At 63.7% G+C, this 16,146-nt stretch carries 9 protein-coding genes and 1 pseudogene; 6 read left to right on the top strand and 4 right to left on the bottom strand.

Translation table 11 applies throughout. The features are described from left to right. The 5 genes from BMY22_RS16710 to BMY22_RS16690 all read left to right on the top strand — a co-directional run. Window positions 1–1,383 (top strand): TraG/VirB4 family ATPase (locus BMY22_RS16710; RefSeq protein WP_143068521.1); only part of this gene is annotated, 1,383 nt, incomplete at its 5' end. Continuing rightward, the gene (locus BMY22_RS16705) at window positions 1,380–1,958 is read left to right on the top strand and encodes a S26 family signal peptidase (RefSeq protein ID WP_090623957.1); all 579 of its coding nucleotides are present in this window, start codon (window positions 1,380–1,382) and stop codon (window positions 1,956–1,958) included. The genes BMY22_RS16710 and BMY22_RS16705, both read left to right, overlap by 4 nt. Then, window positions 1,952–3,241, top strand: coding sequence for a TrbC family F-type conjugative pilus assembly protein (locus BMY22_RS16700; RefSeq protein WP_090623956.1), 1,290 nt, complete (start codon window positions 1,952–1,954; stop codon window positions 3,239–3,241). Before BMY22_RS16705 ends, BMY22_RS16700 begins: the two co-directional genes overlap by 7 nt. Further along, on the top strand, window positions 3,228–4,271 hold the full coding sequence (locus BMY22_RS16695; protein WP_090623954.1) for a TraU family protein: 1,044 nt from the start codon (window positions 3,228–3,230) through the stop codon (window positions 4,269–4,271). The genes BMY22_RS16700 and BMY22_RS16695 overlap by 14 nt, the downstream gene beginning before the upstream one ends. A gap of 12 nt (window positions 4,272–4,283) precedes the next feature. Further along, entirely contained in the window at window positions 4,284–4,934 is a 651-nt protein-coding gene (locus BMY22_RS16690) for a nuclease-related domain-containing protein (protein WP_090623953.1), read from the top strand. Window positions 4,935–5,308: 374 nt separating this feature from the next. Here BMY22_RS16690 and BMY22_RS16680 read toward each other — a convergent pair. The 3 genes and pseudogenes from BMY22_RS16680 to BMY22_RS16670 all read right to left on the bottom strand — a co-directional run bounded on the left by BMY22_RS16680 (window position 5,309) and on the right by BMY22_RS16670 (window position 13,487). Beyond that, a pseudogene (locus tag BMY22_RS16680) lies at window positions 5,309–6,834 on the bottom strand (transposase). 329 nt (window positions 6,835–7,163) lie between these two features. Next, window positions 7,164–12,548: an NACHT domain-containing protein gene (locus BMY22_RS16675; protein WP_090623950.1), complete on the bottom strand. Its 5,385-nt coding sequence runs from the start codon at window positions 12,546–12,548 to the stop codon at window positions 7,164–7,166. Between the two features lie 579 nt (window positions 12,549–13,127). Further along, the gene (locus BMY22_RS16670) at window positions 13,128–13,487 is read right to left on the bottom strand and encodes a MarR family winged helix-turn-helix transcriptional regulator (protein ID WP_208599316.1); all 360 of its coding nucleotides are present in this window, start codon (window positions 13,485–13,487) and stop codon (window positions 13,128–13,130) included. Window positions 13,488–13,723: 236 nt separating this feature from the next. Between BMY22_RS16670 and surE the strand changes: the two genes are divergently transcribed. Then, window positions 13,724–14,512 (top strand): 5'/3'-nucleotidase SurE, encoded by a 789-nt coding sequence (gene surE, locus BMY22_RS16665; protein ID WP_090623947.1) that lies wholly within the window; start codon window positions 13,724–13,726, stop codon window positions 14,510–14,512. Window positions 14,513–14,707: 195 nt separating this feature from the next. Here surE and BMY22_RS16660 read toward each other — a convergent pair whose 3' ends face one another. Continuing rightward, window positions 14,708–16,090, bottom strand: coding sequence for an aminotransferase-like domain-containing protein (locus BMY22_RS16660; protein WP_090623962.1), 1,383 nt, complete (start codon window positions 16,088–16,090; stop codon window positions 14,708–14,710). Window positions 16,091–16,146 lie beyond the last annotated feature (56 nt).

Below are 16,146 nucleotides of genomic sequence, written 5' to 3'. Positions count from 1 at the left end.
GCCCGGACCCATTTCGCCACGCAGAACTTCACCCTCATGGAGGACAAGTTCTGCCTGCTGCCCGTGTTCATCAACGCCCTGCCCCTGTGTGCGGACGCGGACGCCATCCGCGATCTGTTCCGCTTCCGGACCCTGAGTCTGAACCAGGCCCTGCCGATCCTGCCGATCTATGGCGACTGGAAGGGCACCGGCACCCCCGTCGCGCCGTTCATCTCGCGCAACGGCCAGCCGGTGACCTTCGACCTGTACGACTCCGACACCAACTACAACGGCACGATTGCCGCGCAGTCCGGCTCGGGCAAGTCCTTCCTGACCAACTACCTGATCACCTCCTACCTGAGCATCGGTGCCAAGGTGTGGGTGATCGACGTGGGCCTGTCCTACCTCAAGCTCGCCGAAGCCTTCCAGGGCGATTTTGCCCGCTTCGACCACGACTCCAAAATCTGCCTCAACCCCTTCGAGCTGGTGAAGGATTTCAGCGACGAGGAGGACGTGCTGATCGGCCTGCTGACGGCGATGGCGGCGCCGACCGTCCCGCTGGTCGACTTCCAGACCTCGGGCCTGAAGCGGATTCTGACCGCCTGCTGGGAGCAGAAGGGGCACGAACTGACCGTGGACGACATCGCCAATGCCCTGCTGGCGGATGACGAAGACCAGCGCATCAAGGACATCGGCCACCAGCTGTACCCGTTCACCCGCAAGGGCCAGTACGGCCGCTACTTCAACGGCAAGAACAACCTCGACTTCCAGAATCCCTTCACCGTGCTGGAGCTGGAAGAGCTCAAGGGGCGCCAGCACCTGCAACAGGTGGTGCTGCTGCAGCTGATCTACCAGATCCAGCAGGACATGTACCTGGGCGAGCGCGACCGGCCGAAGATCGTGATCATCGACGAGGCCTGGAGCCTGCTGGCGCAGGGCAACGTCGGCGAGTTCATTGAGCACGGTTACCGGCGTTTCCGCAAATACGGCGGCTCGGCCATCGTCATCACCCAGGGGGTGAACGACCTGTACCAGAACAAGGTCGGCCAGGCGATTGCCGAGAACTCGGCCTTCACCCTGCTGCTGGGCCAGAAACCCGAGGCGATCAACGTCATCCAGGAGAACAAGCGGCTGCCGCTGGGGGAGGGGGGCTACCGCATCCTCAAGACGGTGCACTCGAGCAAGGGGCACTACTCCGAGATTTTCATGATCACGCCGCGGGGCATCGGGATCGCCCGGCTGACGGTGGACCCCTATTCCCTGCTGCTGTACTCCACCGCGCCGGAGGACGTGCAGGCGGTGCGCAACTACACGCTCGCCGGCATGCCGCAACGGCAGGCGATCCTGCAGGTGCTCGAGGACCGGGGGATCACGTTGTCGCCCGCCGAGGAGGTCGCCCGATGAAGCTGCGCAACCCCTTCTCCATTCAGGCCAAAATCGACCGGGCCATGGCCGAGGTCGAGCGGGCGCGTCAGCCACGTCGGATCGGCGTCAGCGCCGGCTTTCTCGCCAAGGGCGCCCTGTTCTCGGCGCTGGTCGCCGCCGGCGTGGTCGCCCTGGCCAGCCGCTACTCGGTGGCCATCGCCGTGCAGGAGAACCTGTGCCTGCCGCCGTACCGCGTCTGGATCATCGACAAGTACGCAACCGAACCGGCCCGAGGCGCTATTTTCGCCTTCAAATCCCAGGGGCTCGGCCCGCTGTTCGCGGACGGCACCACCCTCGTCAAGGTGCTGGACGGCCTGCCGGGCGACCAGGTGGCGGTCACGGAGGAAAGCACCCGCGTCAATGGCCAGGTGATCGCCACCGGCCTGCAGGTCGCGCGCCAGTACGGCTTCGATCCGCAGCGCTACGTGCGCCAGGGGGTGATCGAGGCTGACCGCTACTGGTTCTTCGGCCGCACGGCGGATTCGTTCGACTCCCGCTACTGGGGATCGGTCGCCTCCCATCAGATCATCGGCAGGGCCTACCCGCTATGGTGAAAACACTGAGGGTGAGCGCCCTGGCGGCGGCGCTGGCGGGTCTGTCTCTGGGCGGCGTTGTTTTCGCCTCGGATAATCCCGCCTCGGAAAATTCTCAAGGAGCCAATGCGCTCGGAGCCAATCCGCTGGGCGCCAATGTCTACAAGCCGAGCGATCTTCCCGCCACGTTGCTGGAGCAGGCCAGCGACCTCTCCCGGCAGGGACGGGCGGGCGCCCAGGCCCTGACCGACCAAGGCGAGCTGGAGTGGGTGCAGGCGCTGTCGCGCAACACGGTGGTACAGGCGGCGCAGGCCCGGCGCGAGGCGCTGGATCTGCCCGCGCGCGAAGAGGCCCCCGCCGAGCGCCCGCACCCGCTGGGCGAGGGGTTCCGGACGCTGGTCTTCGTCTCGTGGTCGCTGGGCGAGGCGGCGATTGAGGACATCCTGCGCCGCTACGACGGCCAGCCCGGGGTCGGGATGGTGTTTCGCGGCATCCCCGACGGCCTGCGCATGGTCGATGCCATGACCCGGATGCACCGGCTCACCCAGGCGACCGAGAGCCAGGTGCCGGTGCTGCTCGATCCGCTGGCGTTCCGGCGCCATGGCATCCAGCTGGTGCCCGCCGTGGTGATCGAGCGTCCCGACGAGTCGCTGGCGGCGAAGGTCGTGGGCATCGACGCGGTGACCTATGTCGAGGAGGCCCTGCAGCAGGGGCGCACCGGCGACCTCGGCACGCTGGGAACGCCCCGCGACATCCTCGAGCCCGACCTGATGGAAGTCGCCAAGGCGCGCATCGAAGGGCTGGACTTCGCGGCCATGAAGCAGCGCGCCCTCGACCGCTTCTGGCACGTCCACACCGGCCATGCCCTGCCGACCGCCACCGAGAACGCCGTCCGCCGGGTCGATCCCTCGGTGGTGATACCGCAGGACATTCTCGATGCCGAGGGCCAGGTCGTAGCCCGGGCCGGGAGAATAAATCCCCTGCATTTGCGGCCCTTCGATCAGAAGCTGGTGGTGATCGACCCGACCCAGCCCTGGCAGGTGGCTCTGGCCCAGCGCGAGCAGGCCGAGCATGGCCGCGGCCTGACCGTCACCGTCATGGCCACGCAGATCCCGCCCGAGGCCGGCTGGCCGCTGTTCGAGCGCACCCAGCAGGCCATCGACGCCCCGCTGTACCTGCTGCCGGGCGACCTGGCCCGCCGCTTCCAGATCCGGAAAACGCCTTCGGTCGTCACGGCCGAGGGGGAGGTCTTCGTGGTGCGCGAGTTTGCCCGCGCCGAGGAGGAAGGCAATGCCCATCCATAAGAAGAAGTGGCTCGGTGCCGCGCTGCTGGCGGCCCTGGCCGGCACCGTTTCCCTGCCGGGGAAGGCTGCCGATCCCCTGTGCGAGGACTCCTCCCTGCTGGGCCCGAAGCTGTTCACCGACATCTGCTGGGCCTGCCTCTTTCCCATCCGGGTGGCCGGCGTGCAGTTCACGCCCGGCGCGGCGCCGGACAAGGCGACCGACAAGGTGTTTTGCCTGTGCGAGGAGGGCAGCTCCGGCATCTACAAGCCGGGCATCACCACCTCGATGTGGGAGCCGGCGCGGATCGTCGAGACCGTCAAGACGCCGGGCTGCTCGCCCACCCTGGGGGGCGCGCGGCTGCCGCTGGGCAACAAGCGCAGCCATGGCCGGCTGAATACCGACAACCACTCGCTGACCGGCCAGCACGACGGGTCGTTCTACCACACCCACTACTACGCCTTCCCGCTGCTGCAGATCCTGGATCTCTACACCCCGACCAAGTGCAGTGCGGACGGCTACATGGACCTGGACATCATCAGTTTCACCGAGATCGACCCGACCTGGAACAACGCGACGCTGGCTTTTTTCCAGCACCCGGAGTCCGCCGCGGTGGCCAACCCGGTGGCTCAGGCGGCCTGCGCCGCCGAGTCGGCCCTGGTGACCGCCCGGGAGGAGCCGCTGGAGTCGCTGTGGTGGTGCACCGGCACCTGGGGGAGCATTTATCCGCTGGCCGGCAGCGTCTTCAGCCAGGACCAGAACCGCACGACGGCATTGCTCGGCGCGCGGTTGCTGGCACAGCAGCACCGGCGGGGCCTGGCCCGACGCACCATGGGCGACGAAAACCTCTGTCGCGCCTCGATCTACCCGACCATTCCCAAGAGCCAGTACAAGCTGACCCAGTTCTGGCCCAAGTCGCAGACCCAGCGCTCCCTGTGGCTGGGCGAGCCCCCGCAGACCTGGGAGGGCGGTCCCGGCCGGCACGTTCCCGGCACGGGCAACGACGCGATGTACCTGATCTGGCGGTGGACCGACTGCTGCTCGAAGATTTGAAGGAGAAATTTTATGTCCGATTTCCTGGCGCTGTATTTGCCGCTGGTGGTGTTCTTCCTGGGGTTGGGGGCGATCGCTCATGCTCGCCTACTGGAAAGGCCGGCCTATCGCGGCTGGTGGGGCGAGTACAAGGTGAACTTGCTGCTCAGGCTCTGCCTGAACTCGGAATACCGGGTGTTCACCCACGCCCTGTATCCGGGAAAGGACGAGGGCAAACCGACGCAGGTCGATCATGTCGTCGTGTCGTGCTATGGCCTCTTCGTGATCGAGAACCGCTGCCTGAAAGGGTCGATCGTTGTCGACCCCACCGAGCCGAATACCTGGGTGCAGACCATCGGTCGGCGAAAGAACAGGGTGCGGAACCCGCTGGTGCAGAACTACGCCGCGATCAAGGCCGTGCGGCAGGCGATCGGCGGGCATGCCTCGAAGATCTCCAACTACGCGGTGATGAGCGGTTCGGCGACCTTTCCGGAAGGGTGGCCGGAACGGGTATTCGGTCCCTGGGCGTTGCTGCGCAAGATCCAGAGCAAGAAGACGCCCATCTTGACGGGGAGCCAGGTGGCGTCGATTTGCCGTGCCCTGGAGCGGGGGCGGATCAAGGAGGGGTATTGGGCGGCACGCAAGCATAGCGGGCGGGCCAGCGCCATGAGCCATGAGCCATGAAGCGCGGGCGAAAGACGGATAGTCGATGGGGTTTCGCGTTCGCCCCGTGACAACTCAAAAGCTGTGGGATGAAAGTGAAGTTTCATCCTGAGTCGAGCGAGAGGACGTGCACCCTGAGAAGATGCCGCGTCCCCAACCGACCCGCCGCAACAGGCAGAAACCGGCCAGGAGCGGTCTTTCGAGGCAGTCGGCCGAGCGGCCGCTTCGGGACGATTCTGTTGAAAAACTGGTTTTACTTACAGTAGGCATGCTGGCCTTCGGATTGGTCACCGAAGGGCTGGCCCGCCACTTTTCATGGCCTTTCGATGTTCTGTTGAGCCTTCAGGCTCGGGTTTTGGGGTTATTTGGAGGGTTTCTGCTTCAAGCAGGCGTACCTATCCTGTGACCGGTGGCCCCTGAGGAACCAACTTGGCCAATCGCCGCAGATTTTGTACCGCTGCGGCGAGCGTGAACTCATCGGTTGCGCCAGTCAGTCCACGCAGCCGCAAGCGATCGACTTTCAGGATCCGCTTGAGATGGGCGAAGAGCATCTCGACCTTTTTGCGTTCGCAGCGGGAGCGTTGATACGCCGCCGTGGTGGCGATGCGCCTAGGAGCCTGTCGGACTTTTCGCGAAAACCCCGAGAATGAGCAAAAAACAACCATAAAATTGAGCGCTACGTGAATTCTACGGCGTCAAGCTTCTGTGACTTGCTTAGAAAGCACGTAGCGTCGCCTGATTTTTCTAAGCCCGACAGGCTCCTAGCCACTTCCCGGGCGGCTTCATGAACGCTGCGGACAATTTTGCGCATCGGCGTATTCGGGCAACACCGTGACTTCAGCGGACAGGTTGTGCAGTCGGCCTGACTGGACCGGTAGATCACCGTGTTGGCTTTCGTGACGTGGGAGCGCCGACGCTTGAAGGCCCGCCACTCGCTACGCAGGGGGCGTCCGGCCGGGCAGCGGTATTCCCCATCCTCTTCATTCCAGTGGAAATCATTGCTCGAGAAGGTGCCGTTCTTGCGTTCGGTTTTGTCCCACACCGGGACATGCGGTTCGATGCCCTTTTCTTCCACCATCCAGGCCAGCATGGGCGCTGTCCCATAGGCGGTGTCGCCGATCAGACGTTCCGGTGTGATGTCGAAACGCTCTTCGACGCGCTCCACCATGGTCTTGGTCGACTCGACCTCGGCGGTTCGGTGAGCCGGCGTGGCTTCCACGTCCAGGATCACGCCGTGCTCGGTGTCGATCAGGTAGTTCGTGGAATAGGCGAAGAACGCCGGCCCGCCCGGCGCAGCCGTCCAGCGGGCCAGAGGGTCGGTCAGCGACAAGCGCTTGGGTAGCGTTTGCGCGAGCGCTTCGTCATCGAGCGCCTCGAGGTACTCACGCACGGCGCGCGTGCCGAGTGCCGGGTCGCCCCAGTTGATCGCTTCATCCCCGGCGATGCCGCGCTGTCGGCTCGCGTCCGCCTTGATGATGCTGGCATCCACGGCAAACCCTTCGCCCTTGACCAGGCCGGCGGTCATGCAGCGAAGAACCACTTCATTGAACAGCCAGCGAAACAGGCCGCTGGCCCGAAAGCGGCCGTGCCGGTTCTTGGAAAGCGTCGAGTGGTTGGGCACTTCGTCTTCCAGCCCCAACCGGCAGAACCAGCGATAGGCCAGGTTCAAATGGACTTCTTCGCACAACCGCCGCTCGGAGCGAATGCCGTAGCAGTAGCCGACGACCAGCATGCGGATCATCAGTTCGGGATCGATCGAGGGACGCCCGACAGGGCTGTAGAAATCCTTGAGGTGGTGGCGCAGGTCGCTGAGATCCAGGCAGCGATCGATACGGCGCAAGAGGTGCTGGCCGGGGACATACTCTTCCAGGTTGAGCGCGTAAAACAGCCGCTCCCGCCCACTCGATAGCCGCCCCATCATGCTGCGTGCCCTCTCGCTTGCCGACACGAGGAGTCTGGCCGCTGTCTGCCGGGGTAGCTAGTTTTTCAACAGAATCGGACGGATCTCGGACATTCGATGTCAAGCCACGAACGGCCGCAGCACTCCTCAGACATACTCCCCCCGAAGACGTCCAGCTGTGTGAGGCACTCCGAACGACTGTTTGTCTCAGATGCGAGCTGACCTACCCGCTCCAAAGCAGACCCCGAACAGGGAAATCCGGTGATTGTTGCAATCATTGAGCCTGGCGTTCGCACCTTCATCTGGGCCATCAAGTTGCTAGCGTGATGGTCCTCCTCGTATGGGTCGCCTCATGTTGGCGCGGCGAGGCACACGCCGCGGAAGGACTCGCTCTGTTGCAAGGCCGCGCTGCGGCGGTCGCCAAGATCGACCAGCGCGTCAAGCACCTGCAGCAGCTTGCGGGCCAGAGGGGCCGGCAACGGATGCAGTCGGTCGGCGTGCGCCTGCACCAGAGCCGCAATCGCGGCTGGTACCGAGGAGCCCTTCCAGCCCGCAGGCAGGCTCCCATCGACGATCTGCGCCAGCATTTGGTCAGCGAACGTGTCGGCCGGGTCGGCAGCACCGGAACGTTCGCACAGCGTGACGAACTGGCGCGCGACGTAGGGGTGCCAGCCGGCGGTGCGCACCATGCGGTCGACCAGCGGCATCACCTGGCCGAGGTCGTCCCAGCGGCCGTTGGCGAAGCGCGCGGCGCCGGGGGCGTGCTCGACGACCACGAAGAGCAGCGACTTGACCAACTCCGGCAGGTCGAAGCCGCCCATGCGCCCGTCGTTATGCGGCGAGCGTCGCAGGTCGCCGTGCTCCAGCGTTCGTTCGAGCACGGCCTGCAGCAGGTGCAGGGTGTCATCCCGGATCTCCGGCGCATCAAGGACTTCGCCACAGACCAGCGACACAGTGAACGGCGCGAGCAGTCTCATCGAAATCTCATCGGGCTGTGCAAAGATCGGCCGCAGCAACCTCTGCAAGGTCTCGTCGCTGGGAAGATGGGGTGCAACACTTGCGACCATCCGACCCAACTGATCCTCCCACTCGTAGAGATTTCCATTGCCACGCTCACGGCCCCGTCGCCGCTCGGCTCGCCACGACGGGTTGATTGTATCGAGCGTCCAGCCGACAAACGCCTCGAGGGCGTCCACATAGTGTGCACGGCCCGCGCTCGCCATGACCGCCGCCACCGGGACTTTCTGCAAGACCTTCGCGGCGTACTGGCTGTTCCAAAGATCGTCGGTGCTCTGCCACCTGTCTTCCTGGCCCTCATCAAGAGTCTGCGGATTCTCAGCGTCCGGCGCGGTCTGCACCCACGAAGGCCGTGGGAGCACCCAGGCAGGCAACGGCCCTTGCGCCCGACCCTCGTTGAGGGCAGCGGCCAACGCCGCGGTCCGGCGGTCCGATTCCACCTGCCGCCGAGCATCGGCGTCGAGCTGGTACATGTCTCGCGTGCTTACGAGCTGCGCCAACCGCAGCCCGAGGTTCAGGCCGCACCAGGCGAACCGCGTGTCGTGCTCCCAGCAGCCTACGACGCCGTCTAGCGCAACGAACGAGACTGCATCGAGCGGGTGCACGATCAGGCGATAGAGCGCCTCACGGTCACCAGGATGTTGGCCGCCCGACTTGATACGCGCGGCCAACGCATGCGCCACAAAGATCTTCGGGTGCCAAGGAATCACCGATCCGGCAAATGTGTCGTCGGACATCTCGTCCTGCGCAACGCGGAAGCTTTCGATCGTGGCATCGGCCCAAGCCTCATGCCTGCTCGCATCGGAAAAGCAAATCACGGCCGCTGCCGTTCCCGCAATCGCGCCTTCGGTGCATCCGCTGCCGGGCATCAGCGACATTGACCTTCCTGCAGCGGCTGCTTCAGCCAGTTCCCTTGCACGCTCGACGGCCTCGTCCATCGAGAAGCCAGGCGCCCAGTGACGCGACGTGAAGCACTTATCCACCCACAGCCACAACTCTATCTCGCGCGCCGCCTGCGCATGGCGCTGCAGGGACGCTTGCACCTCGGGAGCTTCGTGCCGCGGGCTGCTTATCGATATCTGGACCACATCGTTGTGGCCAGCGACCGGCTCGGCGGTGTAGTTCTCGACATGGCCCAGCTCGGACCAGAGTTCAGCCGTGCGGCGCAGTTCAGCCACATGCTCGGGGTTCTGCGCCTCCTCCTGGTAGGCGAATTCCAGCCTGTTCGGGAAATCGTCGAGAGCCGCACGGCACGCGTCCCGCAGGGCCGCGTCGCTGCCGAGGACGAAGAGCGGCACCAGGTCGCGCAGCTCCAAACGGCGCGACGTCATCTGTATGCTGTCGGCGACGGCTTGTCGGTGCACTGCGTCAGTGCTTCCCTTTTGGAAGCCGATCAGCCCGGCGCTTTGCAATTGCTGCTCCTCGACCTTGCGCTGTAGGTCGAGCCGGCACAGCCGAAGGCTGCGCAGCAGCGCCAATGTCGTTGGCGACGCTTGCTGGGCTCGCAGGGCGAGGTGCACCGCAATCCCCAGGATGCCAATGCTCGTGTGCCCGCCCAGTAGCTGTTGCAGCACTTCGTCCAACGGGCGTCCGGCATCGAGCTGCGCGATGGCCCAGCGTTCCAGTGCCATGAGCGCACACTCCACAACCTGCGGCCCGCCATGGCCGCGGAACCAGACGTAGTGCCGGTCGCTTCCCCAGAACTCCTGCTGTCCCCACGGAAACACCAGTACGAGCGGCAACGATGTCGCGCTGCCATGCCAGTGCCCATGCAACTGACGCCACGCAGTGGTGGCGTGATTCGTCACGTCGCGGATCAGCGCGAGCGCCGTCGCTGGATCGCACATGAGCAGCGAGTGGAACGGCTCGCGCAGCGGCGAAGCGGGGAAGAAGCCCTGGTGGCCGCCGCCGATCGACAATTGGTCCCAATCGTGCTGGGAGAACGAGTGGTGCATGATTGACGGGCTCGAGAGCGCTAGTTCGTCGAATCGGGATCGTTTCTCCGGCGGGATTGCCTCGACTTCCTTGCGCCGGTGGTGTTGTTCATGCGCTTCGCGGCGCCACCGTGCCGACGTGTCGTCTGGCAGTTCCTCCAAGAACCAGCGCCGTGCGACCCGCGCCAGCTGCGACGGATGCGTCTCTGCCAGCACCGGCGCATAGGTCATGAGCTCGCGGAGCGCGCGATCGGACCAACGTTCGATTGTCTCGACCTTAGTAAGATAAGCGTCCACCACAGTCGGGTAGGCCCGCGCTGCTCGCAGGAGCAACGCACGCAACTCCGTCTCCAGCTGCGTGGGAGCGCGCGGGCGCGGCGCGGCATCGTTCGCCGGCCTGCTGTACCTGAACGGGCGGTCCACATGCTCGTCCTCAATCGCGTGCAACCAGGTTGCGCACTGCGCCACGATGCGCTGCGACACTGCGTTGGGGTAGTCCGCAGCAGCGATCTGCCAGGTTTCGAACAGCGTGACGAGGTCACCCAAGTGTGTGTCCGGGATCGAGTCGGTCTGCTCGATGGCCCACGTGAGCAGGCGGCTCCATGCCGCGAAGTCCGACGGCCAACCCAGCGAGTCCGCGATACGGATACGCGCGGCGACGTCCAGATCGCCGCCGAGGACTCCGGACAGCACCATGGGATTGGGCGTCGTCTTCTCGGCCTGCATCCACACCAAGAGCTTTCCGAAGAGCCAGTGGTCGTTTGTCGCTAATGTCTCAGCGAACATGTCGACGTGCTCGGCGAAGCGTGGGCTGAACACGGGCGCCACGAGCCAGGCGCGCAACCATTGGGGCCGCACCTGAGCCCGCTCGAGCGCGTGGAGTTCGTGCGGCCACTGGTCAGGGAACGGATAGCTCGACTGCGACAGCAGCTCCACCACCCGCGCCAGGGCAGGCGGTTCACCGGCGGCGGTCAAGGCCACAATCCAGTCGTCACCCTGATCCAGCAGCAGATGGAGGAACGACCACTCGAAAAGGATGTCGTGACTGAACTGCGCTGTATGCCCCTTACGCACCTGCTGCACCAGGCCATCCTCCTCCAGTGCCGGGAGCAAGTCTCGCGTCTCTGTCGACAGGTCGCGGATGCGGGCATTGCGGCCGAGGTCGGGCGCGCTGTGCCGAGCCAGTTCGATCAGCCCCCGCTGTCGCGCCAAGGCCTGGGGTGCGTGGGCGTCGTAGCCGCCCCGCGTCCACCAAGCCTCCACGAGGTCCACCTCCGACTGAGGCGCGAACCCGGACGGGTACGCCGCCTGCGAGAACCCCTGTGCCAGCACCGCTGCGAAGAACGGGCGGCGCGCCAGTGTGCGCACGCGCTCGTTTCCACCAGTCAGGAGCGGCTGCAGTGCCGGTAGTGAATCCGCGAGTGAGCTGGCTTCCTCGTCCGTCAAGTTCTTCACATCGACATAGCCCACGCCACCACTGGCGAGCAGCGCAGGAGGCACCCAGTTGCGCAGGGGCTCAATGCCAGCGTCACGCGCAGTGGCGACCACACGCCAGTCAGAAAGCGTCGGGTTCGTCAGAAGCTGGCCAAGCAAGTCGGTCACAATCGCGCGCTGTTCCGGCGCGACGCGGTCCAGTCCATCGATGAGCATCGTGGAATGACCGGTGGCCGCGACCTCCACGAGCAGCGGCTCGATTGATGTCGTCGTCAGGCCTATCGCGCGGGCATGCTCCGACCAGCTGCGGCCAGAGAGCCGGTTAGCGGCGAGGAACAATGTGGTGCCATCGGCGGCCAGCTCTTGCACCAGGTCGCGCAGTAGCACCGTCTTGCCGGTGCCAGGCAAGCCTTTGATCAGCGTCAGGCGGTGGGCCGCCATCTGATCGCCGAGCTGGTCGCGTAGCGCTTGGCGCGTGAGGTGTGTCCCCCCAATGTCATCGGCCTGCTGGTCGAGCCAGTGGTGCGTGCTGTCGCGCAGGGTCTGCATGTCGCCGGCGAACGCGGGTGCCCCGGTGAAGCACCAGCCAGCCAGCGCGCGCACCAGAGATGCGCGGGTGTGCACGGCGCTGCGGCCCGCGCCATCGCGAGCGAACTGGCGCAGCAAATCCCACAAATCGCCGGCACGCGCCACTTGCCCAGGTGCCAGCGCGCGCTGCAGGCTGACAATAGCCTCCGCTTCGTGCGTCGATCCGGCGTGAAGAAAGTCAAATCGGATCAGCACCAAATGCGAAAGCAGGCGGTACAACTGGTCGTCGGACAGTGGTGCGCCTATATCCAGTGCAGCCATTCGAACCGCTTCTGCCACAGTACGGTGAGTGGCCGAGGCGTTCCCGTCATCGACAAACCGTTGCATGAAGGCCGCGGCTGTGTCGGAAGCCCGAGCCCATTCGCACACGGTCGCGAAAGCCCGGGATGTCTCTTCCGCCACCGACCCCGTGACCACTCCGACACGGTCCAGGTGTTCGCGAAAGTCCGGCTTCTGTAACGTCTGCCAGCTGCGCTGGATCACTTCTCGGAAATCCCTATTGGTCTCTGCCTCCGAGATCGTGAGCGAACGCTTGACCTGCAGCGACAGCCGCATGACTGTTCCGTCCGCCAAAGAAGCGGCATCAACGATCACATCGTCGAGCGGCTCGCCGAAGTCGGCCTGCTGCTGGGCGACCCGCTGCACGACCCTCGCGTTAAGGGCCGCCGCCGTCGTGCTGCCGACCATGGCCGCGAGGTACTGCGCCGCGACCGCGTCTTCGTAGGTAAATCCGGCACCGCCGGTGAGTTCAGGCGAAGTCATGCTTTGTCCGTGAGTCTCGTCTGATTGTTATCGCCTTGTCCTTAACGCTTCCTCGAGCACGGCAGCCTTCGGAACCTCTCGACCCTCCAGGATACGGCTCGCGAGAGCGCAAGTCTGCGCAGCGGGCGCCAAGATGTAGAGCGGCTTGCATTGAGAATGCTGCCGCACGCGTGCCGCCCAGCTTGGCACTGCCCGGCTGCATGTCCAAGCGGCGCGATGAGGCAGGATATGTTACCGAAGACCTTGAGCTTGAACTCTGCCCGCGCTAGTGAGCATCGGTTCCCCGACGCTGCAGCATAGGCAGTGCTAAATGTCGATCTCGAACCCCCGCATGAGCAGCTGTGCCCGGCGTTGACAGTACCCCTAGACGGGCAATCGAACCAGGGGGCACTGGTATCTGGATGACTGCAATGCGGAAGAGACCGTGAGTTGAAAACGTGGTTGAACCGACAGGAACCGTAGCATAGCGGTCGTCGGATGATTCGGGTCGAGCGACAACAATGGGTCGCTCTGTGCCGGTGGTGTCTGGCTCAGTCCGGCCAAAAGGAGACAAAAATAGGGGCTCACACGACTATGTCGTTACAATCGATTTTCTTTATCGATAGAGGCAAAGTCTGAATAGGCAGCGAGCCGTTCAAGAAGCTCTCCGGCGTTGATGAGCTGCTCGCGTTCCTCGCCAGTAAGGCATGCCATCATTGCTGCCATCAACCAGTCGTCGCGGCGTTGACGGCTGAGCTGCAGAACATGCCGTCCGGCGTCTGTTAGTTGAACACGTACCTTGCGACGATCCAGGGCATCCTGTGTACGGATAATCAGGCCGGACGCCTCAAGTTCACGCAATACGGCCGCGAGATTGGAGGAGCGCATATTCTCCGACGCTGCCAGCATCGATGGGGTTACGCCATCACCAAGCCGATCAATGGCACTGATCACCAGCATGCGAGTCCACGACTCAGGATCGTTCTGAGCCTCTCGACGCAAGCGTCGCGTCAAGCGGGTTAGCTGACGCCGAAATCGAGCGACATTGAGAGATTTTTCTAAATTCATTTCTCTATAATTACATAGCTATGAGATGGTAGCAATTGGTCAACCGTTGCCCATCAGGGTGATCCACGTGGGTAGGGTTGCTGCCAGTCAAGTCACATACTTCTCAACCACTGCCAGGAGAAAAGCTCATGCCGAAGGCAGGTCAGATTTTCGAGCGTGTTTTGCTGACCAACGATGATGGATTCGACGCGCCGGGATTGCACGTTCTGGAGCAGGTCGCCGCCACCTTGGCGCGGGAAGTCTGGGTTGTTGCGCCGGAACACGACCAAAGTGGCACATCGCATTCACTTAGCCTTCATGATCCGCTGCGTGTCAGCCGGAAAGGTGAAAGGCGCTTCGCCGTCCTTGGGACACCCGGAGACTGCGTTGTGATGGGTGTACGTCACCTGATGTCTGGCGAGCTACCGGAGATGATTCTTTCGGGTGTCAATCGTGGCGCAAATCTTGGTGTGGAGACGGTATTTTCCGGTACTGTCGGTGCCGCCATGACGGGCATGCTTCTTGGCATTCCCTCCATCGCATTGAGCCAAGCTTTCAGTGATCGGAACGCGGTTCCCTGGGAAACAGCACAGACCCTGGCGCCCGAGCTCATTCGAGCCCTTGCGGCGATGAATTGGAGCCGAAATACTTGCCTCAACGTCAATTTCCCTGATTGCCCTGCAGATCGCGCCGGCCCGCTGACCCTGACCTGTCAGGGTGTCGGCCTGCTGGATGGGGTCGACGTCGTGTCGCGCTCAGATCCAAGAGCCGTCGACTATCACTGGCTGCAGCTGTCTCGGTCTCCCCGACGGGATTCCGAGGGAACCGAGACAGCTGCGGTCGCAGCGGGCCGCATCGCCGTCACCCCGTTGCGGTTCGAGCGGACACACGATGAGACGCTTGCAGAGATGCGGATGGCCTTGGCTTCGACGGAATGAATATCAAGGGCGGATGTAGGATGAGACTTTATTTTCATCCATACATCAGTCGCCTTGGCGTTGATCGTGCTGTGGTCGAAACGTCCGCTTGGGGTCGACCTCTGCCGGTTACGATAGGCCGGAGTCGCCCCAAAGGCATCATCACTACTACGATCTAAGTTCAGTAGCATCGTGTTTGCCGCAAATGTTGGATAACTATTCGGACAATGCTCGCGCCAGTACATCGAAAACTCTGTCGTCCGTGGATTGCGCAGCATTGAAGCGCAGGAAGTCGCCTGCGCTCAGTGATTGGCTGAAAACGTTGCCCGGTGCCTGCACTACCCCATTTTTCAAGCATGAGCGGGCAATGCTGGCAGCATCAACTCCCTCCGGCAGCCGACACCAGATGAACATTCCCGACCGAGGGACGAGCCAGGGCGTGATGCCAATCGCTTCGAGTCGGGTGATGGTCTTCCCCATCACCTCCGCAAGCCGGGTCCGAACCGCCTCCATATGCTTGCGATAGCCGCTGTCGGTCAGCACTTTCAGTAAGACGTCGGCGGCCAGTCTCCCGCCCCCGAAGCTGGTTGCGATCTTGAGGTCGGTAAGGCTGTCGATCCAATCGGCACGTGCGGCGATGTAGCCACATCGTAACGAGGCCGAGATCGTCTTGGAGAAACTGCCGATATGGATCACGCGCGAGAGGCCGTCGAAGGCAGCCAGCCTGGGCGCCGGACTCACCTCGAAATCAGCGAAGATGTCATCTTCGACAATCACAAGGTCCGAATTTTCGGCAAGCTTCAATAGCCGGTGAGCCGTCACGGATGAGAGCGCCGCGCCGGTGGGATTGTGGATTCCGGAGTTGGTGATGTAGAGCCTGGGCGCATGCTCTTGCAAGGCCGCGCCGAACGCTGCTACGTCCGGCCCATTCGACGTGTAGGGGACGCCTACGGCCTTCACTCGATGCGCCCTCAGCAAGGCGTGGAAGTTGAAGTAGCAAGGGTCGTCAACCAGCACGGTGTCGCCCGGCTCCAGCAAAAAGCGGCAGATGAGATCGATGGCCTGCGTTCCGGATTCGGTCAGCATGATCTGCTCGGGAGGCGCTTCGATGTCGCTGGCGGCCATGCGTCGGGCAAGAAGCTGACGCAGCGCCGGGAGACCAAGCGGCGTGCCATAGTCCGCGAGCACCGAAGTGTCAGCCCGCGCAACCGCACGCAGCGCTCGGCGCATCCCGGCCTCATACATCCACGAGGCGGGAAGCCAGCCGCATCCAGGCTTGAGCACCGTGGCGTCCGTCTCAAGCGATTGACGCGAAACCCATAGCGGATCGACCTCGCGATCGAGTTGGGGGCCGATCTCCGCCAGCGCAAGCGGCGCGACAGGCCCCGATACATAGAACCCCGATCCTGGACGAGAACAAACTACGCCTTCCGCGGCCAATCGCTCATAGGCCTCAACGATGGTTGAAATCGAGAACTGCATGGCCTTCGCCTGCGCGCGCACGGAAGGCAGTCGCGCTCCTGGCAAATAGGTGCGAGCCGCAATTCTCGACCGGATCGCATCCATGACGGCATCAATCCGTGTCCTGCTTCGTTTCATCTTCGCCGCCCTCAACTGTACTGCCAATATATGCATAACAGTTACTTTAAATCGTA

The sequence above is a fragment of the Azotobacter beijerinckii genome, assembly GCF_900110885.1.
GTDB lineage: Bacteria > Pseudomonadota > Gammaproteobacteria > Pseudomonadales > Pseudomonadaceae > Azotobacter > Azotobacter beijerinckii.
Note: the sequence above shows the minus strand (reverse complement) of the source record. Positions and strands in the feature narration are given on the sequence as shown.

Bases quoted from the DNA above. Each gene is read 5' to 3' on its own strand.
- BMY22_RS16705 (WP_090623957.1), top strand. From the start codon at position 1,380: ATGAAGCTGCGCAACCCCTTCTCCATTCAGGCCAAAATCGACCGGGCC.
- BMY22_RS16700 (WP_090623956.1), top strand. From the start codon at position 1,952: ATGGTGAAAACACTGAGGGTGAGCGCCCTGGCGGCGGCGCTGGCGGGT.
- BMY22_RS16695 (WP_090623954.1), top strand. From the start codon at position 3,228: ATGCCCATCCATAAGAAGAAGTGGCTCGGTGCCGCGCTGCTGGCGGCC.
- BMY22_RS16690 (WP_090623953.1), top strand. From the start codon at position 4,284: ATGTCCGATTTCCTGGCGCTGTATTTGCCGCTGGTGGTGTTCTTCCTG.
- BMY22_RS16675 (WP_090623950.1), bottom strand. From the start codon at position 12,548: ATGACTTCGCCTGAACTCACCGGCGGTGCCGGATTTACCTACGAAGAC.
- BMY22_RS16670 (WP_208599316.1), bottom strand. From the start codon at position 13,487: ATGCTGGTGATCAGTGCCATTGATCGGCTTGGTGATGGCGTAACCCCA.
- surE (WP_090623947.1), top strand. From the start codon at position 13,724: ATGCCGAAGGCAGGTCAGATTTTCGAGCGTGTTTTGCTGACCAACGAT.
- BMY22_RS16660 (WP_090623962.1), bottom strand. From the start codon at position 16,090: ATGAAACGAAGCAGGACACGGATTGATGCCGTCATGGATGCGATCCGG.